At 56.6% G+C, this 22312-nt stretch carries 15 protein-coding genes, 1 tRNA gene and 1 riboswitch; of the genes, 11 read left to right on the top strand and 5 right to left on the bottom strand.

What is annotated here, in order from left to right:
- Positions 1-62: 62 nt before the first annotated feature.
- A complete protein-coding gene (locus V1T76_RS17415; protein WP_330561909.1) occupies positions 63-971 on the bottom strand; it encodes a cupin-like domain-containing protein in 909 nt (302 codons plus the stop codon).
- 681 nt (positions 972-1652) lie between these two features.
- Between V1T76_RS17415 and hsdR the strand changes: the two genes are divergently transcribed.
- The 6 genes from hsdR to V1T76_RS17385 all read left to right on the top strand — a co-directional run bounded on the left by hsdR (position 1653) and on the right by V1T76_RS17385 (position 10650).
- A complete protein-coding gene (hsdR, locus tag V1T76_RS17410; protein WP_330561908.1) occupies positions 1653-5060 on the top strand; it encodes a type I restriction-modification system endonuclease in 3408 nt (1135 codons plus the stop codon).
- 67 nt (positions 5061-5127) lie between these two features.
- Complete coding sequence (locus tag V1T76_RS17405) at positions 5128-6675, top strand: class I SAM-dependent DNA methyltransferase (RefSeq protein WP_330561907.1); 1548 nt, start codon at positions 5128-5130, stop codon at positions 6673-6675.
- Positions 6676-6728: 53 nt separating this feature from the next.
- A complete protein-coding gene (locus tag V1T76_RS17400; protein ID WP_330561906.1) occupies positions 6729-8258 on the top strand; it encodes a restriction endonuclease subunit S in 1530 nt (509 codons plus the stop codon).
- Positions 8255-8689, top strand: coding sequence for a hypothetical protein (locus V1T76_RS17395; RefSeq protein ID WP_330561905.1), 435 nt, complete (start codon positions 8255-8257; stop codon positions 8687-8689). Before V1T76_RS17400 ends, V1T76_RS17395 begins: the two co-directional genes overlap by 4 nt.
- Positions 8690-8819: 130 nt before the next feature.
- Positions 8820-9710: a hypothetical protein gene (locus V1T76_RS17390; protein WP_330561904.1), complete on the top strand. Its 891-nt coding sequence runs from the start codon at positions 8820-8822 to the stop codon at positions 9708-9710.
- Between the two features lie 7 nt (positions 9711-9717).
- Positions 9718-10650 (top strand): restriction endonuclease, encoded by a 933-nt coding sequence (locus V1T76_RS17385; protein ID WP_330561903.1) that lies wholly within the window; start codon positions 9718-9720, stop codon positions 10648-10650.
- Positions 10651-11196: 546 nt separating this feature from the next.
- Here V1T76_RS17385 and V1T76_RS17380 read toward each other — a convergent pair.
- Positions 11197-11784 (bottom strand): hypothetical protein, encoded by a 588-nt coding sequence (locus V1T76_RS17380; protein WP_330561902.1) that lies wholly within the window; start codon positions 11782-11784, stop codon positions 11197-11199.
- A gap of 467 nt (positions 11785-12251) precedes the next feature.
- Between V1T76_RS17380 and V1T76_RS17375 the strand changes: the two genes are divergently transcribed.
- Positions 12252-12809, top strand: a complete 558-nt coding sequence (locus V1T76_RS17375) for a recombinase family protein (RefSeq protein ID WP_330561901.1) — start codon at positions 12252-12254, stop codon at positions 12807-12809.
- A gap of 548 nt (positions 12810-13357) precedes the next feature.
- On the opposite strand, the gene V1T76_RS17370 is transcribed toward V1T76_RS17375, so the two are convergent.
- From V1T76_RS17370 to V1T76_RS17360, 3 genes are all read right to left on the bottom strand, one after another.
- A complete protein-coding gene (locus tag V1T76_RS17370; protein ID WP_330561900.1) occupies positions 13358-13858 on the bottom strand; it encodes a hypothetical protein in 501 nt (166 codons plus the stop codon).
- Between the two features lie 183 nt (positions 13859-14041).
- Complete coding sequence (locus V1T76_RS17365; RefSeq protein WP_330561899.1) at positions 14042-15436, bottom strand: tyrosine-type recombinase/integrase; 1395 nt, start codon at positions 15434-15436, stop codon at positions 14042-14044.
- A gap of 92 nt (positions 15437-15528) precedes the next feature.
- Positions 15529-15604: transfer RNA gene (locus V1T76_RS17360), tRNA-Asn, on the bottom strand.
- A 334-nt stretch (positions 15605-15938) separates the two neighbouring features.
- A riboswitch (cobalamin riboswitch) is annotated at positions 15939-16155 on the top strand.
- A gap of 33 nt (positions 16156-16188) precedes the next feature.
- Between V1T76_RS17360 and cobU the strand changes: the two genes are divergently transcribed.
- From cobU to cobO, 4 genes are read left to right on the top strand one after another with little or no spacing between them, the layout of a single operon-like run.
- A complete protein-coding gene (gene cobU, locus V1T76_RS17355; protein ID WP_330561898.1) occupies positions 16189-16740 on the top strand; it encodes a bifunctional adenosylcobinamide kinase/adenosylcobinamide-phosphate guanylyltransferase in 552 nt (183 codons plus the stop codon).
- A complete protein-coding gene (gene cobW, locus V1T76_RS17350) occupies positions 16737-17864 on the top strand; it encodes a cobalamin biosynthesis protein CobW (protein ID WP_330561897.1) in 1128 nt (375 codons plus the stop codon). The genes cobU and cobW overlap by 4 nt, the downstream gene beginning before the upstream one ends.
- A gap of 36 nt (positions 17865-17900) precedes the next feature.
- Positions 17901-21659: a cobaltochelatase subunit CobN gene (cobN, locus tag V1T76_RS17345; RefSeq protein ID WP_330561896.1), complete on the top strand. Its 3759-nt coding sequence runs from the start codon at positions 17901-17903 to the stop codon at positions 21657-21659.
- Complete coding sequence (gene cobO / locus V1T76_RS17340) at positions 21656-22294, top strand: cob(I)yrinic acid a,c-diamide adenosyltransferase (RefSeq protein ID WP_330561895.1); 639 nt, start codon at positions 21656-21658, stop codon at positions 22292-22294. The genes cobN and cobO overlap by 4 nt, the downstream gene beginning before the upstream one ends.
- The last annotated feature ends 18 nt before the right edge of the window (positions 22295-22312 follow it).

The following is a 22312-nucleotide window of genomic DNA, read 5'->3' as shown; positions in this document are numbered from 1 at the left end:
TGATGAAAACCAGTTCGAACCGAGGTCGCGGGCGGTGGTGGAGAGGCTTTCTGGCTCGACACTTATGTCTTGTCGACCTTTTTCAACGTTGATCGAACGTTTCGAAGCGTCAGCAACGTGTTCGGTATTTGCAGCAGCTCCTTGAAAAAGCGGCTGACCAGTGCTCCTCGGTTTGGCTGATAGGGCGACGAAACGAACGATTTCAGACCCCATCCAATGCCACCGACGTTGGGGAGGGCGCGAATAGCGGTCTCGTAAAAGCGCCGAACCAGCGCTGAATTATTGGTCTTGAAGAAATGCAGCAGCCCGCATCGCTCCATGTCACGCCTGAACTCCTTCGTGATGACCGAGGTTTCACGTTTCGTGAATGTCCAGTTGATGTTGATGTTCTCGTCTTCCTTGGCAACCACCCGGTGGAACCACAGAGGCGGAAGGTAAAGCAGGTCGCCTTCCTCCAGATCGAATTTATAAAAACGTTTGTTCTTCAGAAGTTTCTCTTCGTCTTTCAGGAGAGAAAAATTGGTGAAAGGATAGCAGGGCAACGGTGTTTCGGGTGAAACGAGTACCCATTCCTTTCGTCCCTTCACCTGAACGGTGATGACGTTTTCGGCATTGGTATCGTAGTGAAATTCCGTGCGATTGTTCCTGCTGTTCACCCAGAACCGCCAGGCAACGGAGTCTTTCATGATCCGGTCTGAAGAGAGCACCTCCCTTAAGAAATCCGGCATCTCGATGTCCTGTTCAAGAACTGGCGATCGGCTGACGAAAAATACGCCTCTGTCGCGCACGCTCGCTAGAGTATGGAGTTCAGCCCGTAACCGTTTGGAAACCCATTTTCCTCTCGCCGGCCAGCTCTTTGCCAGTCCCTTGATGAGCAAAGGCTGTTCCTTGTCACAGTAGCGTGCGAGAAACTCGGCATATTCGGGAGCTTCCGTGACAGTGGGAATGGATTGGTCTGCATCGCCGATCATAAAAAGTATCCGGCTTGAAAGAGTTGCAGGTGGGATTGTTGGTGGTCAACGCCCGGAAATGAGGAGCTATTACGTAACGTCATATCACGATACGTCCAGTGCTTATTTTAATCAAGAGAAGGGCCTATTCGACACAACCCTGTCGTTCTCAAGGAATGAGGGGTGAGATGAGCGGAAGAATGTCGCGGCAACGAGAGAGGAAGATGTTCTGACCCGGAGCGGTGTTTCTTTTCGGGGCAAACGCGATGTTCACTATCAATTGCAAGACGCAACAATTCTGTGCCGATGCCAAACAGCAAGCGGACACCTATTGAGCTGACTATTTTTAGGAGGAGGATTTTCAGATTACAAAGAAGAGGTGGTGATGGCTCCCCAGGCCGGGCCTAGGTGGTAAGTCGAACTGAGCCGCGTTGCCTCGAAATATTCCGTGAAATCAATTGCTTGAAGTGGATCTCTTCCGATGTCTCTCGGTGGCCGGTGTACCTCTGTGTGTGTCCATGGTGTACCTCATTCTTGAGCACATTCGCGTGCCCCGTGCAAGGGCCCTCATGGCTTGCGGGCTGAATGTTGCGCAGGCTGGTACAAGCACACCATCCTGATATCGCCAGTTGAAACAAAGGTTGTTGACTCCGGAGGGTGTTCTCAGAAATTGTAAGGCCTTGATCAGCCTTGGTTTCTTTGATGTCCTCAACGAACTTTGACCATCTTCAGCCTCTCAGCCCCGAGCTTCATCGGCTTGGTGTTCTGGCTGAGCGGTTCTTTGCGGAGGATGCCAACACTTCGCTCATCAAGAGCAGGCAGTTCGCAGAGTACATGGTCAAGGAAGTGGCGGCTCTAAGCGGTCACTACGATCCCACGTCGAAGGATGGCACCAACGAGATCCTGAGGCGCCTTGCAGCCAGCCAGGTGATCCCCAGGGAGGTCGCTGACGTCTTTCACGCGGTGCGTAGGAAGGGCAATGAAGCGGTCCACGAGATCGGGGGCAGTGCGGGAGAGGCCCTCGCGGCGCTGAAGTTCTGCCGCTCACTCGGCGTCTGGTATCGCCGGACCTACGGCAAGGACCCAGCCTTCAAGGCCGGACCTTTCGTACCTCCACGCAGCCCGAAGGACATTGAAGCCGAAGCGTCCGCTGAACTTGAAGCCCTGAGGCAGAAGGTCCTGGAGGCTGAAGCCAAGGCGGCTGCAGCGCAGGCCTCCGCCGAAGAGCTAAAGAAAGCCCGTGAGGCAGCTGAGGAGCTTGCCCGTCAGGCGACGGAAGAGAGCACGATTTGGGAGAAATCCGCCCTCCAGTTGGAAGAGAATACGGTTGCTCTCAAGGAACAACTTGCAGCCATGCAGAAGCAGGCTGAGGAAGCTCCTGAACAAGACAAGGTCCTCTTGCAGAAGCTGGCCTTCGAAGCTGCTGGCAAGCTCGATTTGGATGAAAAGGACACTCGTCGCCTCATCGATGTGCAGCTCGCCGATATGGGCTGGGAAGCGGATACCGCCACTCTGCGTCACTCCAAGGGCATCAGACCGGAAGCAGGCAGAAACCTTGCCATAGCGGAATGGCCGACCGAGACAGGACCTGTCGACTATGCGCTCTTCGTGGGGCTCACCTGTGTCGCTGTCGTTGAAGCGAAGCGGGAGTCTGTCGACGTCCCGGGTGTACTTACACAGACCGAACGCTACGCCAAAGGCATCTTGCTCGAACCTGAGAACCTCGTAGAAGGCGGGCCTTGGAAGCATGGGCTAACTGATGCGTTCAGGGTGCCGTTCATATTCGCGACCAACGGGCGTCCGTTCATTCGCCAATTCAAGGTAAAGTCCGGGATCTGGTATCTGGATACCCGGCGGCCCAGCAATCAGCCACATCCCCTTCGTCAATGGTTCTCACCCAAGGACCTTATCGACAAGCTGGAGACGGATGTCGATGCAGCGGCTCAGGGGCTGGCAGAAGAAAAGCTCGGCAAAGGAAGGCTCAGACCCTATCAGGAAGACGCCATCGAGGCCGTAGAGAAGGCCATTGAGGACGGTGCCAGAGACGCCCTGGTGTCCATGGCGACAGGAACGGGCAAGACGCGAACAGCCATTGCGCTGATGTATCGTCTTCTCAAGCACAAGAGGTTCCGGCGCATTCTGTTCCTCGTCGATAGGAAGGCACTCGGCAGGCAGACAACAGACGCCCTGGAGACCACCGAACTCGACGGTATGTTGAACTTTGCGCAGATCTACAAGGTAGCCGGGCTCGACAAGAAGGTACCGGAAAAGGACGATCAGGTGCAGGTAGCGACCGTTCAGTCTCTCATCGCCCGCATCCTGAATGAGCCTGACGTTGCCCAGCGCCCTACACCGGGAACCTTTGACTGCATCATAGTGGATGAAGCCCACAGAGGCTACACGCTTGATGCAGAGCTTCGCGAGAGTGACCTGGGCTTTCGGAACCTTGAGGAGTACCAGTCCGCCTATCGGCAAGTGCTCGACTATTTCGATGCGGTGAAGGTAGCCCTAACGGCAACGCCAGCGCTGCACACGCGGGAAATCTTCGGGCATCCGGTGTTTCACTATGGGTATCGGCAGGCTGTCGTAGAAGGCTATCTGAACGATCACCTGCCACCGAGACGGATCACGACGGCCCTGGCTGAAGCAGGCATCCACTACAGTGGCGGTGATGAGGTCGAGATCATTGACCGCAAGACTGGTGTCGTCGATCTCTTCGAGCTGCCTGACGATGTCGAACTGGACTACGACCTCGCCACCTTCAACAAGCGGGTCTATTCGGAAGCTTTCAACGAGACTGTCTGCCGAGCGATCGCGTCAGAGGTGCCTCCGGACAAGCCAGGTAAAACCTTGCTCTTTGCCGCTAGGGACAGCCATGCGGATGATGTTGTCCGGCTGCTGGTGGAAGTCCTTCAGGACGAATACGGCCAGGATGCCGTACCCTATGGCATGGTCCAGAAGATCACCGGGTCGGTCGACAAGTACCAGGACCTGATCCTGAAGTTCAAGAATGACAGCTACCCGAAGTACGTGGTGACGGTCGACCTCTTGACCACCGGTGTCGATATTACTTCGATCTGCAATCTGGTCTTCATGCGCAGGGTGAGGAGCCGCATCCTCTATGATCAAATGATTGGGCGGGCGACACGCCTTTGCCCCGAAATCGGCAAAGAGCATTTCCGGATCTTCGATGCCGTCGACCTTTACGCTGAACTTCAGGACATGTCCGACATGCGCCCCGTGGTGGTGAAACCTGATGTCTCCCTTGGTCAACTGGTGGCTGACCTCAGCAATGCGACGGACGACGAAGACAAGGACTGGGTTGCCGGTCAGGTGATCGTGCGTATGCGTTCTCTTCTCGGTCGTTTGGATGAAGAGACCCGTGAAAGCTTCGAGCACCATACCGGTCAGTCTCCCGAGCTAGCAATTCAGACACTCGCAACGAAGACAGGCGCTGAGCTTCAGGAGTGGCTCAAGGAACACCCGAAGGCTGTCGAATTGATGCAACGCCGTCCCGTGGGTGGTGGTGGCGACGGTATCGTCATCTCGCACCATGAGGATGAGCTGCTTCGGATCGAGGAGATCTTTGGCGAGGGTACCAAGCCTGAGGATTATATCGAGGGTTTTGAGCGCTATGTCCGCGAGAACATGAACAAGGTGCCGGCTCTGATTGCGGTCACGCAACGGCCCCGGGACCTGACCCGGAAAGAACTCTCTGAGCTGGCAGCGGCTCTGGACGAAGAGAACTACTCGGAGTCGATGCTCAGGGCAGCCTATGGCAGGGCAAGGAACGCCGACATCGCAGCGCATATCATCGGCTTCGTCAGGCAGGCCGCTCTTGGGGACCCTTTGGTGCCCTATGAGAAACGGGTGGAAGATGCCATCGCGAAGATCGAAGGCTCTCGGGACTGGACACGCAAGCAAAAGGACTGGCTGCGCCGGATCGGCCGGGCACTGAAGGACAAGCCGGTGGCAGACCCGACGTTGCTCGATCAAGGCTCCTTTGCAGACAAGGGAGGCTTTGAGCGCATCTCCGAGGAGTTTGATGGGACCTTGCCGGAAGTACTTCAGGAGTTCAACGAAGCCATCTGGGGGCCGTCTGCCGCGTGACCTGTTCAAACTCACTGCACCAAGCTATGGCTCCATTCATCGACATTTCTGACCAGACAGGCTTTTCATGAACGCCAACACCATCGTCAACAAGCTCTGGCGTCTTTGCGCGGTTCTCCGCAAGGATGGGATCACCTATCAGCAGTATGTGACCGAGCTGACCTATCTGCTGTTCATGAAGATGATGGCCGAGCGGAACCGCGAAACTGGAAGCATCCCCGCAGGCTACAGGTGGCAGGACCTTGTGAATGCAAACGGTGTTGCAAAGCTGGAGCTTTACCGGTCGGCTCTGGTCATCTTTGGCACCTCTTCCACGAGGCTGGGAGAGGGCGACAAGTTGCTTACCCCTCCTGGCGAAAAAGCCTCGAAGGAGGAGAAACAGATATATGCTGATGCTCGTCCCTTGCCGGACATGGTTTTCTCGATCTTCGACAATGCCTCGACCTTCATTCGCGAACCGCAGAACCTGACGACACTGGTCACCGCCATTGACGAGCTTCACTGGTTCTCCGAAGAGCGGGACCAGTTCGGTGATCTCTACGAGGGTCTCCTTCAGAAGAATGCCGAAGAGACCAAACGTGGGGCCGGGCAGTATTTCACGCCGCGTGTGCTGATCGATGTTCTGGTGAAGTTAATGAAGCCAATCCCAGGCGATGTGATCCAGGACCCGGCAGCAGGAACAGGTGGCTTTCTGATAGCGGCCGACAAGGCAATGCGCAGGGCGACGGACGACTACTTCACGCTCGGGGAGAAGGAACAGGCCTTCCAGAAGCATCAGGCGTTCCACGGCATGGAGAACGTGCCGGGTACCTTGAGGTTGCTTCTGATGAACCTCTACCTGCACGATCTCGACAGTGACCATGTGCACTTGGGCGATACCCTGTCGGACAAGGGCAAGACCCTTGGAAAGGCAGACCTGATCCTGACCAATCCTCCCTTCGGTCCGGCTGGCGGGGCTCCGACACGGGACGACCTGACGGTGACGGCCTCGGTCTCCTCTTATCAGCTTCCCTTCGTGGAACACTGCATCCGTTCCCTGAAGCCGGGCGGCCGGGCAGCCATCGTCGTGCCGGACAATGTCCTGTTCGAGGACGGGCGCGGCAGACAGCTTCGCCAGATGCTGATGAACTGGTGCGACCTTCATACCATCCTGCGGCTGCCCACCGGCATCTTCTATGCGCAGGGTGTGAAGACCAACGTGATCTTCCTGACACGGGGCAAAACCGAAAAGGGCAACACGGACGAGGTCTGGGTCTATGACCTTCGTGCCCAGATGCCCAAATTCGGCAAGACCAACCAGCTGACTGAAGACCACTTCAGAGACTTCGAGACGGCCTTCGGAACGGATGCCTATGGTAAGGAGCGGGGGGAGGATCAGGGAGAGGAAGGCCGCTGGCGTTGCTTCACCCGCGAGGAGATCGAAGCCCGGGGAGACAATCTGGACATCTCCTGGCTGCGTGAGGCCGAGGAGGAGGCTGAAGCGGGGCTGAGCGAGCCGGAAGACATCGCCGCAGCCATTTTGGGGCACCTTCAGGCTGCGATTAGCGAGATCGAGACGCTGAGTGCGGAGCTGGAAGAGACGGCGCCTACAGAGGCTCCGGCGGCGGCTGAATGAGCTACTTCGACTTTCAGCGCTGGTTTGAGTTTTGTTGAATAGGCACGGCTAGTATGGCGGCAAGAGTAGCAGAAATCCTGATACCTGGGCGGGCAGGTTTGTCCGTGAATAGTCCTGCGACTGATGCTCCTTCCCAGTGGGAATGGGTCGCAATGAATACCGTCGCCACCCAAGAGACAGGCCACACACCAAGTCGCTCGCATCCAGAATGGTGGGGAGGCCATGTGCCTTGGATCAGCATCAGAGATGCAAGAATCAATCACGGAAAGATAATCTACGAGACGATTGAAAGGACAAACGAATTAGGCCTTGAGAACTCATCCGCTCGCTTGCTCCCAAAAGGAACCGTCTGTCTGTCAAGGACTGCCTCAGTCGGCTACGTGACAGTTATGGGCAAGCCCATGGCTACCAGCCAGGACTTCGTTACTTGGACTTGTTCAGAAGCTCTCTTGCCTTGGTTTCTCGTGTATGCGCTCCTTGCGGAAGGAGACGGCATCCGAAAGTTCGGAAAGGGCACGACCCATACAACCATCTATCTTCCAGAGATACGGGCACTACACATCTGCTTGCCACCAGTGCCTGAGCAGAAACGCATTGTCGCCAAACTGGACGCCTTGAGCGCCAGATCCGCCCGCGCCCGCAAGGACCTCGCCCGCATCGACACCCTCGTCACCCGCTACAAGCAGGCGGTGCTTAGGTCTGCATACCAAGGAAAACTGACTGCCAACTGGCGCGACAAGGTCGGAACACATGAAGATGCCGCTGCTTTGGTTGATAGAACGCCGGAGCCTAAGCAGCCTAGAGGTGGTCGGGTTGCCACTGATTCAATCGTTCAGGGCAAAGCTGCATTGGCTGTAAATAAGCCGAATGTGTCCCCACCAGTGGGATGGGCTTGGGTGCCACTGAACCGTGTTGCGCGGCAGGAAACAGGCCACACGCCAAGCCGATCGCATCCTGAGTGGTGGGGCGGCGATATTCCATGGATCGGCATCAAAGATGCAGGGTTACATCACGGCAAGACGATCAACGATACGCTGCAAAAGACAAATGAAGATGGTCTGGCCAACTCATCGGCTCGGTTGCTTCCTGCGGGCACAGTATGCCTGTCTCGAACCGCTTCTGTAGGCTACGTGACACTCATGGGAAGACCGATGGCAACAAGTCAGGACTTCGTCACGTGGACCTGCACTGAAGCTCTCGTTCCTAAGTTTCTCATGTATGCTTTGATGGCCGAAGGAGATGACATTCGGGTCTTTGGCAAGGGTACAACACACACCACAATCTATTTCCCCGAGGTCCGTGCCTTTCATCTCTGTCTTGCTCCATTGGAAGAACAAAAAGAAATCGTTCGCCGCATCGAGAGTGCCTTCCAGAAGATTGACCGACTGGCCGCCGAAGCCAAGCGGGCTCTGGAGCTTACGGACAAGCTGGACGAGGCCATCCTCGCCAAGGCCTTCCGGGGAGAGCTTGTGCCGCAGGACCCCAACGACGAACCCGCCAGCGTCCTTCTGGAGCGCATCAAGGCGGAGCGGGTAGCTGCACCGAAGGCGAAACGGGGGCGTGGAGCCCGGGCGCCTGCATGACACCCGACCGCTATCTGCTAGCTCAAATGACTCGTGGCATCGCCGACAAGGTGGTGAGGAAGGCAATTCATCGGCTACGTCAACTCGATCCTGGTGCGGGCATTCTCAATAGTAATCTGACACTGAACTTCTGGGATGTGGTCTGTGTGGATATTGCATTCGATGAAACCGGCTGGTTTCCATTCTACGATTGCACGGTGCAGCAGGTCCTTGCTGAGCTTGTAGATGATCTTGAGGACTACGAACGGCTCATGCTTTGGCAGGAGACAGATGAGGGGATCGACTGGATGATCTCAAATCAGAACGTCCATGCGTTTCCAATCATGGAGTACGACGAGATCGCCCGGATGTTGAAGAATGAGCACTTGTACAAGGAAGCTAGGGACAATCCAAGCAAGCGGGCAGAAAAACATTACTTTCAATCCCTATGATGCTGGATTTGATTGAGTAGAGATGATCATAGGTATTTGAGTCTTTGATATGACTAGGGTCTTCATTGCCAATTTTGGACGAAGTAATTGGGCGTGGCCCGACTGTTTGAAGCGGTCCACTGTTGCCACGATGTTCGACGCCGAGGCGTTTGATTATTGGAAGGCCGGTGACAAGGAAGGCTTCATTTGTTCCAGGATGAAAGGCAAGACAGCTGCTGGGCTGACGCCTACACGATCCGTAGCTTCCCGATGGTACAATCTGATGTCTGCCATCAACGACACCCGCGATGACATATGGATTCACCGAGAGAAAGACCAACTCTGGTGGACCAGGTCCAATAGCGATGATGCGGTTTTCGAGAGAATGACCGAACCTCTGGAAGACAAGAGGGAGATCGTCATATGCCACAAGCCTTGCGGGCCTTGGCGCAACGCCTCGCGGAACGGCAATCCGCTGCCCTGGAACAGCCTGCACCCAAGAGCCAAGGAATTTCTATTCACCGAAGGGACGCTGCAGACACTCCGAGAAGACAACGCGGCCTATGCACTGGCGCTGATTGAAGGGGAGGCACTGGACAGCTGGCACAGTCGGACAGATTGGAAGGCGAAGGCTGACAAGAGCGGAAAATCGGCTGGGAGGGTGTTCAATCCTAGGCAACTTGCAGTCGCTCGGATGGCGATGACAGCTCGGGGAACGGTGGATGCGGCGAACGGACAAGTCGTTGAACGGCGAGTGAAGAACAAGGAGCTTCTGATCCCGTTGCCGCAGCTTGAGGTCTATATCGACAGGCTGATCGATGAACAAGGCGGCTTCTGTGCTCTCACCGGCATCCCGCTTCAGTTTGATCGCACCGCCGAAGATAATCAGCTCCTTTGTTCGCTGGACCGAATTGACAGCAGCAAGCACTACGAGTTCGGCAACCTTCAGGTGGTATGTCGTTTCGTGAATTTCTGGAAAAGCGATATGCCGAACGCGGAGTTCAAACGTTTGATGGATCTCGTTCAGAACACGGAGATCTGAGGCGCGGATGGCCATTCCTGATTACCAATCCCTGATGCTTCCCGTGCTCCGCAACGCTGCCGAGCGCGAGCAACGTGTTCCTGATCTCGCTGACAGGATCGCCAATGATCTTGGGCTGTCGGAGGAAGAGCGGGAGGAGCTGCTCCCCAGCGGCCGTCAGCGGGTGTTGCACAACAGGGTCCACTGGGCGAAGTTCTACATGAGCAAGGCCGGTCTGATCGACAGCCCCGCCCGTGGCCGCTTCATTGCCTCCGAGGCTGGCAGGCGGTTTCTCGCGAGCAACCCGGAACGTCTCGACACCCATACACTGATGCAGATCCCCGAGTTTGTCGAATTCTATGAGAGCAGCAAGTCGGGAAGCAGTGGTGCTAGTCAGGACGCTATGGACCAAGGAGAAGCGGAGGGTAGTTCCGCCACACCGGAAGAGCAGATCGAGCAGGCGTACCGATCGCTCAATGCGGCCCTCAGGGCAGACCTTCTGGACCGCATCCGGGAGAACTCACCAGTCTTCTTCGAAAAGCTGATCGTCGACCTTCTGGTCGCCATGGGCTACGGCGGCTCTCACAAGAACGCGGCCGAACAGCTCGGACGGTCAGGCGATGGCGGTGTCGACGGTGTCATCAACGAGGACCGGCTGGGGCTCGACAGGATCTATGTCCAGGCGAAGCGGTACGCCGAGGGGAACTCCATCGGTCGCCCAGAGGTGCAGGGTTTCGTGGGCTCTCTGGTGGGGCTGGGAGCGACCAAGGGCGTCTTCGTGACCACCTCGGGCTTCTCAAGAGGAGCCGTTGAGTATGCGCACAATCTGCCCCAGAGAGTCATCCTGATCGACGGCAACAGGCTCGCCGACCTGATGATCGAACACGGCGTCGGCACCCGCTCACAGCAGATCGTCCGGATCCAGCGGCTGGACGAGGACTTCTTCACCGAGGACGGGTAGGGGGCCGGAATGTTTGGTGCAAATTTCTGAGCGAGCAATCAAACTAGAAGCTCAGGCAAGGTTCCCCCGGCGGGGCCCTACCAAGCCTTCTAAACCTATTTTTGTTTGAACGTTCACTTAACCACCAACGAAAAGCACGTCTCGATGTCGGCAAGCATCTGCTCACATTCATGAGCTCCTGCAGGATAGAAATTTGCTTGGTGCATTATCTTGTTTCTATAAGATCTAATACCGCTGTGGAATCGAGCTTTAGCTTGACGATTGAGGTGGGATCGGTGGTTTGCTGGAAGCTGATTGAGTTGACGAAGAAGCGTACCTAAGGAGTGTCCTGGCGGAACTCCGTTTGCTCTGAGAACTTCTTTGATAGCGCTCTCGAGTGCTCTAAGTGAGTGCATACTCTGGAGTAAATGGCGTCTTCTTCGAGGCTCAACTCTACCAACTCGACCTAACTCAATAAGCTCCGTGTCGATATTATTTGATACCTGTGCAGAGCTTGCAGAAAACGCTCCCAAAACAAGTGCTCTCATCGTTTCGTGACGCTTGCGTCTACTCATAGTTTTCGTCTCCATAACCAGAAAATCTGAGGCTAAGGCGACGTCTTTTCTGCAAGTGCTTAATAATCGAGGCCTCATTCTGTTCAAACTCGCTGCTCAATATCGCCCAACCAGCAAATGCTGCTGCTCTGCCCAACTTGTCAGGGTCGCTAAAGAAGGGGTTGAGGTCGGCTAGCGCGAACTCATATGGCTCACTTGGTTTATAGTACGGTATGCTTTGATCAAGGGTGAAGTCCTCATTTGTATTACTTGTTATAATCTTATTTATAGAACTGATTTCTAGGTATTTTTTGTCGAAATAGTACCTGCGAACACCTTTGTGGTTACGAGTGTCTATAATTTTTACTGTTTTCCTATTTCGTTGGCGGATGCGTGCCTCTTTTTCTACGTAGAACGATTTGCCTCTAGAGTGCTCTAAAGCTTTAGCTGTTAAAAAAATGTCGCTGAATCTTCGGCGGACTATCATTTCAATTTCGGAGGGGATCGGTAATTGCTCACCAAAATAATTATGGTCTTGAGAAATTTTCAGGGTGTCCTGCAAGGAGCGCCAGTCGAGCTGCGTTGCGAAATGATTTCCCAATGCTTCGCCAGTCGTATCTCGCAGTTCCCTATCATAAAGAAGTACGTGTCGGGTGTGCTTGGGGAGGGCTAATCGACTTAAGATGAAACGAGCTCTCAGATGGGCTGACGAACGCTGCTCTCGGTTTGTAGGAAGGTAGAACGCTGTTGATACACCTTCCCCTCCCACAAGGAGGTCTGGAGCTCGTAAGAGTAGGGGGTGGTCCAGAGAATGCACAGCTAAGAAAGTAGAGGGAAGGTCCCTCTTGAGCTGCCGCCAAATCTGCGTCCTACGTTGTACAACGTTACTCAATTTCTCACTCACGACGAAACGATTCTAATAATTACACCACTCCAATAACTAGAATTTTTATTGAGCTCAACTGAGGGAGGGAGGTCTCAAATTCTATAGGTTCTGAGTCAGGCTCTTGACGTGTCTCTTTTCATGTCTCATAAGTGTATTCTCGTTTTATCTAAGGAGTTTTGAGAATGGCTTTGGTAGGGTATGCCCGTGTGTCCACCCTTGGACAGTCCTTGGACGTACAGAAGGAGAAGCTTGAAGCAGCCGGTGTCGATAAGCTCTTCGAAGAGAAGAAGTCCGGTGTTGATGCCAACCGTCCAGCGCTGAAGCAATGCCTTGAGTACCTGCGTGAAGGGGACACTATGGTGATCTCCCGGATCGACCGTCTGGCCCGCAGCGCAGAGGATCTCCTCAGGGTCGTCCGTGAGCTTGAGGACAAAGGGGTGACCCTTAGGGTCCTCGATCAGTCCATCGACACACGGGACGCTGCAGGGAAGGCCTTTCTGGGTATGCTGGCCGTGTTCGCCGAGTTCGAGACCAACATCCGCAAGGAACGTCAGATGGACGGCATCGCCAAGGCGAAGGCCAAGGGCACCAAGTTCGGTCGCAAGCCTGCACTCACCCCTGACGTGATCGCCTCCATCAGGACGATGCGTGAGGAGGAGGACTTCACCGTGCCCCAGATCATGTCCAAGACGGGTTTGTCGAAGGCGACGGTCTACAGGGCACTCGCCACCCAGGAATGACTCTCAGGAGTCCTGAGGAGTCCACTGAGAGACGTTTGAGGGGTGGCAAGCAAGAAACCACCAGAAAGAGCCCAGAAGGCCCTCAGTGAGTCTGCTATTGGCTTCTCTCGATGGAGCTGTTCCAGCTGAGGCCCTCCCGCCAGGAAATCCAAGGAAACCCTGAGGTCACCCAATTAGTTGCGCAACAGACAACATAGACGTTGTTGGGGGCACTGCGGTGGCTGGACTGAAGATCAGACACTCCCTCCTTATCCTGATTTCATGGGGGGTAAGGGGGGCAACTACAGTGGCTCCCTGAAGGTATATCCCCTAAGGGGAACCCATAGGGTCCACTATGGTGGCACCTTAGGTGTACCTGATGAACCCTTCCGGTGGTTCTAAGGGGATCCATAGCCTTCCTATGGTGACACCAATGGGGAATGGTTCCTCCTGGTGGAGGAGGACCATCATCTGAAGGAGCACCTGCAAAGGGCATCCAAAGCGGACCTGATGTGTCTCTGAAGGTGCCACCGAGGGAAAAGGGGACACCTGCTCCCAAGCAGTCCCCTTCAACCATGGGGGCACCTCAGGTGGACCGAAGGCCTTTGTCGATCAGCCGAAGGTGGGCTTGAGGGGCAACGACAGGCCGCTTCGGACATGACCTGATTGGAACCTGAGAGATCCTTCTGGGTCATCCTGCTGTTCACCCCCTGCAACCTGTGGGCTACCTCGGTGATCCTTCGATTGTGAAAGACCGCCAGCTCTCCGACCCTCGCTGCCGGGAGGCGCTGCTGGACCTGCTGCTGGGCGATTTGGGTCTGCTCATATTGGGTGGCCCATGCGTGGGCTGCGGCTGCCGGATCGGAGAAGTCGGGTAAGGCCGTTACCGACAGCTGAGTCTCCAGCTCCTGCCATCGGGAGATGATCTTGTGGCGCAGCGGAATGGAGTACCCGGAGACCAGCGTCAAGGTGAGATCCTTGGGGAGCAGGTACTCGGTGTACCGCTTGCCGGTGCCTGCCGTGTAGCAGGATCCAAATTTGGTTTCTGACTCTCCGAGGTCATCGAACATCCGTCGTATGTCCCGGCAGACATGGGCGTAAACCATCTCCCAGGTCTGTACATCCTCTCCGCGATCTCCCTGCTGGACTTCACAGGTTCGGGCGGGACCTCGTCGGTGACGAAGATCAATCGTTCTGTTGCAAAAACGCAACACTTGAGAGCATCTATCTGTTCCGATGTCGGGCTTGCGTTCTCAGTCAGGTTGGTCGAGGGCGGACGGTCTCAACTTATCTGCTTCTTTGTAGGCGGCAAGGAGAGCTCGTCTCGCGGCGACAAGGCGGGTGGGTTCGTCGTCATACACCTCCTCGCTGCCGCCACCCTGAGTATGTCCCAGCAAGATACGGCGCTCGTCTCTCGGTACACCAGCTCGAAGGGTCAGTGTCTTGATGCGGTGTCGTAGCGAGTGCGTGGTCACCTTCCTGTCCTCTATGCAAGCTCTCACATGCTTTCCCAGAGCCGCAGAAGCTGAATCGCCGCCACCTTCACGCCCGTATGCCGGAAACACCATTTCCCCGTTGCTGAGTGATAGCGCTTCCCTGGCTGCCTCGATGGCGTCACCAAGCAATGGTACCAAGCGGTGAGAAGCCTCGGTCTTGATTCTCCGGTTCTCATGCCACTCAACGCGGATATGCGGTATCGGGCCATCTAGCGCGATGTCACTGCGACGAAGGCCAGTTATCTCGCTGATGCGACATCCCGTTGCTTCGAGCAGGCGCCAGATCAGCTTTAGGTCATCTCTCGCCATGCTGAGGACGCGAGTCCGCACCGCTTCCAATTGAGTTTCGGAAAAGGGTTTCCGCTTGTTGAGCTTGAGGTCTGGTTTGTCAGCCTTCTCGACAGATAGGCGCATGAAGGGATTCTTGGCCGGAACGATCTCAAACTCAGTGTTCGCGTGGTTGATCATCGCTCGGACAACGTTCAGATATCTCTGGACGGAGGCAGCTGATCTACCATCGAGCATGTGATCTCTGACTTCACGAGCTTGCTGACGGGTGATGTCTGTTAGTGGGGTCAAGGCGGGCAGGACCTCGGTCATCAATTTGAAGACCCTCTCCAGCTGTACGATCCGCTTCCTGTTCTCGCCAACGATGTCCTTCAGGTACTGTTTGCGAGCGTCTTCAAGGGTCGGCTTGGGTGGTTTTGCTTTTGCGCCGCCAGCGAGTATCCGCAAGAGTTCAGTGTCATCCGGAGAGACGTCGACGGGATAGCCCTCGTCATCTGTCCGATATCGCCTTTCGATGGTTTCGATCATCGCCTCGCGAGCGAGACCTTCTGGATCATATTCAGTGTCCCATGCGGTGGTTTTGGGATCAAAGCCCCACTCCGTGACCGTGGTCTGAGCTTCCTGATAACGTTCCAAGGGTGAGGATGGGCTTGTTCTCTGAAGCCCTCTTTCTGCGGTCAGGATGTCGAGTTCCACCTTTGCATGGACCCTCGGGTAGGCTCGTATGGCTTCAGCTTCGCTGCTTCCAAGGGGAACAACGAACTCGGTTTTCTGGAGTGTGTCTCGGAGATGCTTTGCCACTTTGCGGCGATATCGCCAAGCGGACTTGCCACGCTTCTGGAGATATTTCACGTCAATCAACATGCCGTTGTACCTCTGGGTGTACCGCACGGTGTACCTCTGAGGAAACGGAAGCCCTTGAAAGCTAATGATTTTCGGAAGTTAGGAGGTGGTGATGGCTCCCCAGGCCGGACTCGAACCAGCGACCCAGCGATTAACAGTCGCTTGCTCTACCAACTGAGCTACTGGGGATCACCACGCTCGGGGCCAGCGCGTTGCCGCCCCGTCGATGGAGATGCGTATATCAAAGGCTTGATCCGTTTGCCAAGCCCCCGAAGCCGTTTTTTTCATCGTGCCGTCATTTTTTTCAGCTCCGTGTGGAAAACTCAATATATTTCAGATCGCTAGACCGACTGTCGCACTTGGAATACCCTACGTTCCGTACTGTCTGACAACTCTCTTGCAGTGCGATTGAGCGGTGTCATTTCCGGACTTTGGTTCAAGACGGCGTTTGTGTGGGCAGATATGCCAGATCATCACGGCAAGTGACCGAGTCCTTCTGCTGCTTGTGTCGGCTTCAAGATCCGTTTAGGAAGAAACTGACGGTTCCGGAAAAGGCCTTGCCCGATCCGGATGAAACGGGAATCCGGTGAGGGCTTTTCAAGTCCGGGTCCGGAGCTGCCCCCGCAACTGTGAGCGGTGAGTGGCTGTACGAAAACCACTGGCGTCCTGAAGAGGCCGGGAAGGGGTACAGTCCGCGCTGAGCCGCAAGCCAGGAGACCGGCCGTCGCAATGGCAACCCTTTAGCGCTGTCGGGCGGACGGCTGGGAGAAGGAATGACGCATTCAACTGGCGAGAGGACAATTCTGGTCCTCGGCGGTGCCCGCTCCGGCAAAAGCCGGTTTGCGGAAAAACTCGTCGATGAAACTGGTCTGCAGAAAATCTATGTTGCTACTGGCGCTGCTCACGACGATGAAATGGCCAGCCGGATTGCAGCTCACAAAGATCAGCGCGGCCCGTATTGGCACACCGTGGAAGAGCAGCTTGATCTGGCCTCCGTGCTTGAAAACGAATGCAGGCAAGACCGGGTGGTCCTTGTTGACTGCCTGACCTTGTGGCTGTCCAACCTCCTGTTTGCAGACAAGGACATCCCTGTGGAAACGGCGCGGCTTTGCTCGGTCCTGAAGGATCTGCAAGGACCGTGCGTTTTCGTTTCCAACGAAGTCGGGATGGGGATCGTGCCGGAGAACCGACTTTCAAGGTCGTTCCGCGATGCGCAGGGGCGGTTGAACCAGGATATGGCGCAAGAGTGCCACCAGGTCGTTTTCGTCGCTGCGGGCCTTCCGATGCTTTTGAAACCCACTTCACAACCGGATATCAAACTATGACAACTTCTTCCTTGCAGCCTGGCGCGAAAATTCCGGCAACGATTGTCACCGGGTTTCTGGGCGCAGGCAAAACCACGTTGATCCGCAACTTGCTGACCAACGCCAATGGCAAACGGATTGCGTTGATCGTCAACGAATTTGGAGACATGGGGTTCGACGGGTCACTGGTCAACGGATGCGCGGACCCCGATTGCGCCGCAGAAGAAGTCGTCGAACTGACCAATGGCTGTATTTGCTGCACCGTTGCAGATGACTTCCTCCCGACCATGGAAATGCTGCTCGCGCGGGACAATCCGCCTGAGCATATTGTCATCGAAACGTCCGGTCTTGCGCTGCCGCAGCCTCTCGTGCGGGCGTTCTCCTGGCCGAGCGTGAAGCCCAAGGTGACGGTTGATGGCGTGGTGACAGTGTTGGACGCTGCCGCGCTTGCTGAAGGCCGGATCGCGCTTGATGAAGAGGCTCTCGCCGCGCAGCGTGCTGCTGACGAAGCTCTTGATCATGACAGCCCGGTTGAGGAGCTCTTCCACGACCAACTGCGTTGCGCTGATCTTGTTGTACTCAACAAGGCCGATCTGGTCTCGGAGGACGCCTTGAAGCAGGTGCAGGCAAAGATCGCCGCCGATGTCCGGCCGGCGGTCCACGTGGTGACATCCGAAAAAGGCACGCTGCCTATTGAAGTTCTGCTGGGCAGAGGGTCTGCCGCAGAGGATGACATGGCTGACCGTCACGAACATCATCACCACCATGATGACCATCACGACCACGATCACGATCACGATCACGATCACGATGATGATCATCATCATGACGACCATCATCACGATCATCACCACCATGACGATTTTGAAAGCCACGTTTTGACAGTCTCGTCCTTCGGCAGCTTGAAGGAGGCAGAGGCAAAGGTTCTGGAGGCCATGGCGCAAAAAGGCGTCTTGCGCATCAAGGGCGCCGTGAAGATCGAAGGCAAGGCAGCGCCCGCAATGGTGCAGGCGGTTGGCCCACGCGTCGAAACCTGGTTTGCAGCCGGAACCGAAAGCAACGGAAGGCTTGTCGTAATCGGTCTGAAGGGACTGGATCTGGCTGCGGTCCGTGGTCTGTTGGGCGAATTGACGGCTGCTGCCTGACACACGCTGGATAGAAGCCGGAAATAAAGACCAAGCATGCACATTCTTGCCAGCCAGACACGCCGGATCGATGACGGTGGAGACGCGGTCGATCTCGGCCAGTCTCCGGCGGACATTCTGTTTCTGTCCGCTGCCGACACCGAACTGGGCAGCTTTGCCGCAGCGCAAGGCCGACTTGGCGCGGACCGTGCAGAGCTTCGGCTTGCCAACCTGATGGCGCTGTCGCATCCCTATTCAGTCGATCTTTATGCCGAACAGACCGTGCGTGGGTCCCGGCTGATCGTCCTGCGAATTCTGGGCGGCGTCGAATACTGGCGTTACGGCCTGGAGAGGTTCGAAGAGGAAGTCCGTGCCAACGGCATCGATCTGATTGTCGTTCCGGGCGACGACAAGTGGGACGAAGATCTCACGTCTCGCTCCACCAGATCTTCGTTAGAGGTGCACCGGTTCTGGCGTTACTGTGTGGAAGGCGGAGCGGAAAATTACGCCAACGCACTGAGATATGCAGCACACCTGATCGGTAAGGGAGATGAGCCCGCGCATCCGGTGCCTCTGCCCCGTGCAGGGATTTATCTTGCCGGGAAGGCCTCTCCCGACCTTGCAGATCTGAAGGCTCGCTGGCGAGACCCCTTGAGACCAGTCGGCGCGATCACCTTTTATCGTGCGCTGGTTCAAGGTGCGCAGACTGCTCCTCTGGATGCACTGATCGATGCGCTCGACAAGGCCGGTGTGAATGCGCTGCCGGTCTTTGTGTCCAGCCTGAAGGAAACCGAGTCTGTCGCCATCCTGGAAAGTCTGTTCGATGCGGCACCGCCTGATGTCGTGCTGAACGGCACGGCCTTTGCCGTTTCCAAAGCGGGTGCGGCCCATCAGCCGACACCGCTGGACCGACCGGGCAAACCTGTGCTGCAGGTCGTCTTCTCGTCGTCTTCCAAAGAAGGCTGGGAAGAAAGCGATCAGGGGCTGTCGATTCGAGACCTGGCCATGCATGTCGTGTTGCCGGAGATCGATGGCCGGATCTTGACGCGGGCGGTTTCGTTCAAGGAAGAAGGTATCTTCGACGAGGCTACGCAATCTACGCCGGTCGCCTTCGTGCCTGTGCCTGACCGGATCAGGTTTACGGCGGAGCTTGCGGCTGCCTGGGCGAAACTTGGACGGAAGCCCGCAGCAACCAAGAAATCCGCGCTTATTCTTGCAAATTATCCGAACCGGGACGGGCGTCTTGCCAATGGCGTCGGGCTTGATACACCAGCGTCTTGCGTTCACCTTCTGAAGGCAATGGCTGGAGCCGGCTACGACACTGGCAGCGTTCCGCAAACCTCCGCCGACCTGATGGATATTCTGACGTCCGGCGTAACCAATGCGTTGGAAAGCCGGTCTGGCAAGTCTGGCTATCAGTCGCTGTCACTTGAAGACTATGAGGCTTCGTTCAACAGATTGCCTGACGCCGTGCGGACGGCCGTAGCTGAGCGCTGGGGCGCACCATCGGACGACCCTCACATAACGGACGGCCATTTCCGGTTGGCGCTGCACCGGTTCGGCAATCAGGTGGTCGGCATTCAGCCGGCCCGTGGCTACAACATTGATCCGAAGGAAACCTATCACGATCCGGCGCTGGTCCCGCCGCACCACTATTTCGCCTTTTACATCTGGCTGCGGAAGCATTTCACCGTCGATGCCGTCATTCACCTCGGAAAGCACGGTAATCTGGAATGGCTGCCCGGCAAGGCGCTGGCACTGGCTGAAAACTGTTTCCCGGAAGCGGTTCTGGGCCCGGTTCCAAACATCTATCCATTCATCGTCAATGACCCGGGCGAGGGCGCGCAAGCCAAACGGCGCACGTCGGCTGTCATCGTTGATCACCTCACACCACCTTTGGCGCGGGCGGAGAGCCATGGCGTCGCCGAAGAACTGGAAACTCTGCTGGATGAATATTATCTGGCAAGCGGCGTCGATCCGCGCCGCCTGAAGGCTTTGACGCGAGATATCCTGGACGCTGCTGCACGGCACGGTTTGGACAAGGATATCGGCATCACCGACGCTATGGACGAGGAAACTCGCCTGGCGCGTCTGGACGCTCATTTGTGCGACTTGAAGGAACTGCAGATCCGGGACGGGCTACATATTCTGGGTGAAAGTCCCTCGGGCGATCTTCTGACTGATCTGCTCGTTGCTCTGGCAAGGGTGCCACGCGGCACCAAGCCGGGCGAGCAGAGCCTTCAACGGGCCATCGCAGCGGATCTCGGTTTTGAAGGGTTCGATCCTCTGGACTGCGATTTCGCCGCACCCTGGAACCACGGTCAGCCGGACGTCCTGGCAAATGTCCTGGAGACACCCTGGCGGTCACAGGGTGACACAGTCGAGCGTATCGAGGTGTTTGCCCGGGAGATCGTTGCAGGGAACCGTGAGGTGCCTGAGAGTTGGCACTCAACGCTTGCTGTTCTGGACGATCTCAACGCGGTCCTGCGTCCGGCTGTAACCGGCTCCGGCGATGCCGAAACGGCTGCAGTGCTGACGTCCCTCGCCGGCGGCTTCGTAGCTCCTGGACCGTCGGGTGCCCCCTCTCGGGGGCGTCCGGATGTGCTACCCACAGGCCGGAATTTCTATTCCGTTGATGTGCGCGCTGTTCCGACCGAAACCGCGTGGCGGCTCGGCTGGCAATCCGCGTCACTCGTTGCCGAACGGTATTTCCAGGAAGAGGGCGAATGGCCGAAATCGCTGGTCCTGACATGCTGGGGCACAGCCAACATGCGGACCGGCGGCGATGACATCGCCCAGGCATTGGCTCTGATCGGCGCGCGGCCGGTGTGGGAGCAGGGCTCGGGCCGGGTCACCGGGTTCGAAATCCTGAAGCTTTCGGAACTCGGACGTCCGCGTGTTGATGTTACCTTGCGCGTTTCCGGGTTTTTCCGCGATGCCTTTCCCCACCAGATGGATCTTTTTGACAGTGCCGCCCGTGCGGTCGGCGCGCTGGAGGAACCGGACGAAGCCAACCCCATTGCAACCCGGATGCGATCGGAAAGTGCCAGGCTTCAGGCAGAGGGGCTGGACAAGGCAGAAGCCGAACGCCGTGCCGGGTTCCGCGTCTTTGGTTCAAAACCGGGTGCCTATGGTGCAGGCCTTCAGGCATTGATCGACGAGAAGCTCTGGGAAGAACGCGCGGATTTTGCCGATGCCTTCCTGACCTGGGGTGGATACGCCTATGGTGGCGGCGCCGACGGCACGGTCGCGAGGCATGATCTCGAAACCAGGCTGAAAACCATCGACGCCGTTCTGCACAATCAGGACAACCGTGAACACGATCTCCTCGACAGCGACGACTATTATCAGTTCGAGGGTGGATTGGCGGCTACGGTCGAGGCGCTGAAAGGCAACGCGCCCACGGTCTACCACAACGACCATTCGCGCCCCGAGCGTCCGGTCGTGCGCACATTGTCGGAGGAAATCGGCCGCGTCGTGCGCGGGCGAGCGGCAAATCCGAAGTGGATCGCGGGCGTCATGCGTCATGGCTACAAGGGCGCTTTCGAGATGGTCGCGACGCTGGACTATCTGTTTGCCTTTGCCGCAACGACCCGGGCTGTCGGCGATCACCATTTTGACCAGCTTTATGATGCCTATCTGGACAACGACACTGTCCTGGACTTCCTCAAGGACGCCAATCCGGCTGGGCTAAATGAAATGCTGGACCGGTTTCTGGAAGCAATCGAACGCGGCCTCTGGACGCCGCGGCGCAATTCGACCCATGCTGCACTCAATGATTTGAAAACAAGACTGGAAGGGACGGACGCATCGTGACCGCCGACAAGGACAAGCCGGAACTGACCGAAGAAGAACTCAATGCCCGCCACGCCGAGAAGATGCGCAAGAAAAAGGCCGCGCGTGACAAGATCATGGCGACCAAGACAATCGAGAAGGGCTTGCTGATCGTCCACACCGGCAAGGGCAAGGGCAAGTCGACAGCCGGTTTCGGCATGGTATTCCGCTCGCTGGGTCACGGTCACAAGGTGGGTGTGGTTCAATTCGTCAAGGGACGCATCGAGACCGGCGAGCGCATGGCTCTGGAGCGCTTCTCCGACCTCGTCACGATCAAGCGGATGGGAGAGGGGTTTACCTGGGAAACCCAGGATCGGCAGCGGGATATTGATGCGGCGAACGAAGCCTGGCAAGCCGCCAAGGAGATGATCACGTCCGGTGAATATCGTCTCATCCTTTGCGACGAGCTCAACATCGTCCTGCGTTACGACTATCTGGACATTGCCGAAGTGGTTGACTTCCTGAAGAACGAAAAACCTGAGGACGTTCACGTCGTCATCACCGGGCGCAACGCCAAGGACGAACTGATCGATATCGCCGATCTCGTGACTGACATGACCCAGATAAAGCATCCGTTCCGGTCTGGTGTGAAGCCGCAGGAAGGCATCGAGTTTTGAACCGGGTCTTCGGAGCGC

Source organism: Roseibium sp. FZY0029 (assembly GCF_036350355.1).
In the GTDB taxonomy this organism is placed as follows: domain Bacteria; phylum Pseudomonadota; class Alphaproteobacteria; order Rhizobiales; family Stappiaceae; genus Roseibium.
The sequence above is the reverse complement of the archived record's forward strand: the minus strand, read 5'-3'. Positions and strand labels throughout refer to the sequence as shown.

Excerpts from the sequence above, each read along its gene's own strand:
- V1T76_RS17415 (WP_330561909.1), bottom strand. The coding sequence starts at position 971 with ATGATCGGCGATGCAGACCAATCCATTCCCACTGTCACGGAAGCTCCC.
- hsdR (WP_330561908.1), top strand. The coding sequence starts at position 1,653 with ATGTCCTCAACGAACTTTGACCATCTTCAGCCTCTCAGCCCCGAGCTT.
- V1T76_RS17405 (WP_330561907.1), top strand. The coding sequence starts at position 5,128 with ATGAACGCCAACACCATCGTCAACAAGCTCTGGCGTCTTTGCGCGGTT.
- V1T76_RS17400 (WP_330561906.1), top strand. The coding sequence starts at position 6,729 with ATGGCGGCAAGAGTAGCAGAAATCCTGATACCTGGGCGGGCAGGTTTG.
- V1T76_RS17395 (WP_330561905.1), top strand. The coding sequence starts at position 8,255 with ATGACACCCGACCGCTATCTGCTAGCTCAAATGACTCGTGGCATCGCC.
- V1T76_RS17390 (WP_330561904.1), top strand. The coding sequence starts at position 8,820 with ATGTTCGACGCCGAGGCGTTTGATTATTGGAAGGCCGGTGACAAGGAA.
- V1T76_RS17385 (WP_330561903.1), top strand. The coding sequence starts at position 9,718 with ATGGCCATTCCTGATTACCAATCCCTGATGCTTCCCGTGCTCCGCAAC.
- V1T76_RS17375 (WP_330561901.1), top strand. The coding sequence starts at position 12,252 with ATGGCTTTGGTAGGGTATGCCCGTGTGTCCACCCTTGGACAGTCCTTG.
- V1T76_RS17370 (WP_330561900.1), bottom strand. The coding sequence starts at position 13,858 with ATGTTCGATGACCTCGGAGAGTCAGAAACCAAATTTGGATCCTGCTAC.
- V1T76_RS17365 (WP_330561899.1), bottom strand. The coding sequence starts at position 15,436 with ATGTTGATTGACGTGAAATATCTCCAGAAGCGTGGCAAGTCCGCTTGG.
- cobU (WP_330561898.1), top strand. The coding sequence starts at position 16,189 with ATGACGCATTCAACTGGCGAGAGGACAATTCTGGTCCTCGGCGGTGCC.
- cobW (WP_330561897.1), top strand. The coding sequence starts at position 16,737 with ATGACAACTTCTTCCTTGCAGCCTGGCGCGAAAATTCCGGCAACGATT.
- cobN (WP_330561896.1), top strand. The coding sequence starts at position 17,901 with ATGCACATTCTTGCCAGCCAGACACGCCGGATCGATGACGGTGGAGAC.